The sequence below is a fragment of the Neisseria sp. SLRRB23 genome, assembly GCF_050896295.1.
GTDB lineage: Bacteria > Pseudomonadota > Gammaproteobacteria > Burkholderiales > Neisseriaceae > Neisseria.
The window spans coordinates 1-1,458 of record NZ_JBPBFH010000070.1; the positions used below are offsets into that span (position 1 = coordinate 1).

Genomic DNA, 1,458 nt, shown 5'->3' on the forward strand with positions numbered 1-1,458 from the left:
TCGGCGTGGGCAACGTGGTGGCAGGCGTTGGCGGCGGTGCTGCTGTTCGACCCTTTGGCGGTCTTGGGTGTGGGAACTTGGCTGTCTTTCGGTTTGGTGGCGGCCCTGATATGGGCGTGTTCGGGGCACGGAAACCGCCGAAACACGGCGGATGACCGAAAAACAGGCAGAAGGCCACATTAAAAGCATTATCAGGTAACGCCGCCGCGCAAGGCATAAAACAGCGCGAGACCGATAGACGAAACGACCTTTAACAGGAGACCGAAAATGTCATTGATTTTAAGTGTGAAAGACGAAAGCAATTTCAAACCATGCCCGGCAGGCAGCCATCACGCCACCTGCATCCGCATCATCGATTTGGGTACGCAGCTCGTCGAGTACCAAAACGAACAAAAGCGGCAGCACAAGATTTTAGTGCAGTGGGAAATCGACCCGGAAGGCGATCCGGAAATGCTGATGCCGGACGGCAGGCCCTACCTCATCAGCCGCCGGTACACCGCCAGCCTGCACAGCAAAAGCCAACTGGCAACAGACCTCAAAAGCTGGCGCGGAAGGGACTTTACACCGGAAGAACGCGACAACTTCGATTTGCGCAATATTTTGGGCAAGCCCTGCCTGTTGAGTATCGCCCACCAAGAAAGCAGCGACGGCAAAACCACCTATGCCAACATTTCCGCCATCAGCAACAAGATGAAGAGCTACACCCCGAAACAGCCGGACAACGCCGTTTTTGCCTTCGACCTGTCAGACCCCGATTGGGCGAATTACGGCCTCCTGAACGAGAAACTGAGGGAGCAGATTGCCAAAAGCCCGGAATATGCCGAAGCCGTAAACGGCCGCCAACCGCCGGCGCCGCCGCAGAAACAGGCCCAAGCGGCGGAAGGGCGGACGGAATATCCGCAAGGCAATGCCGCGCCTGCCGAAGACATCGAGGACGACATCCCTTTTAATTAAGCCCGCCGTCAGGGCGTAAAACCGGACGGAAAACCGCAAACAAACGCCGCGCCCTGCGGGCGGGCCCCGCACTCTGAAGCAGTAGTCGATTTTTAGTTTGCAACTGCTTCGGACGGCAACAGAGAAAGGAAACAAAAAAATGGCAAACATCGACCTGACCCAATGGGACGGGAAAACCATTGGCGCCGCCGCCAATCCCGAACAGGGATACATCAACATCACCATCGGCAGCGACGACCTATTCATCAACATCGAACAGGCATACGCCATACACGCCGCGCTTGGCGAAGCGGTTGCCGAATATGAGGGAGGGGCACAATGACCGCCCTCACACTCTACCGGTGCGCGGCAGACGTACAGGCGGCGCTTGATTACTACTTCGTTGTGGATGGCTGCCGACTGTTTCTGCAACACGTCAATCTGCCTGTTGAGCTTGTCGTTGGTTTTCATCAGCCTGTTGAAGAACGACGGTTGCTCCTGCAGTTTGGCGGTACAGGCTTCGAT

The 1,458-nt window shown here is 56.4% G+C and carries 2 protein-coding genes and 2 pseudogenes; all 4 read left to right on the forward strand.

The features are described from left to right. Positions 1–141: pseudogene (locus ACRPFF_RS11035) on the forward strand (ComEC/Rec2 family competence protein); the annotation flags it as partial. A gap of 126 nt (positions 142–267) precedes the next feature. After that, positions 268–954, forward strand: a complete 687-nt coding sequence (locus ACRPFF_RS11040) for a phage replication initiation protein, NGO0469 family (RefSeq protein ID WP_033910330.1) — start codon at positions 268–270, stop codon at positions 952–954. A gap of 139 nt (positions 955–1,093) precedes the next feature. Next, the gene (locus ACRPFF_RS11045) at positions 1,094–1,276 is read left to right on the forward strand and encodes a hypothetical protein (protein ID WP_003691535.1); all 183 of its coding nucleotides are present in this window, start codon (positions 1,094–1,096) and stop codon (positions 1,274–1,276) included. After that, positions 1,273–1,458, forward strand: a pseudogene (locus ACRPFF_RS11050) (hypothetical protein); the annotation flags it as partial. The gene ACRPFF_RS11045 and the pseudogene ACRPFF_RS11050, both read left to right, overlap by 4 nt.

Bases quoted from the DNA above. Each gene is read 5' to 3' on its own strand.
- ACRPFF_RS11040 (WP_033910330.1), top strand. From the start codon at position 268: ATGTCATTGATTTTAAGTGTGAAAGACGAAAGCAATTTCAAACCATGC.
- ACRPFF_RS11045 (WP_003691535.1), top strand. From the start codon at position 1,094: ATGGCAAACATCGACCTGACCCAATGGGACGGGAAAACCATTGGCGCC.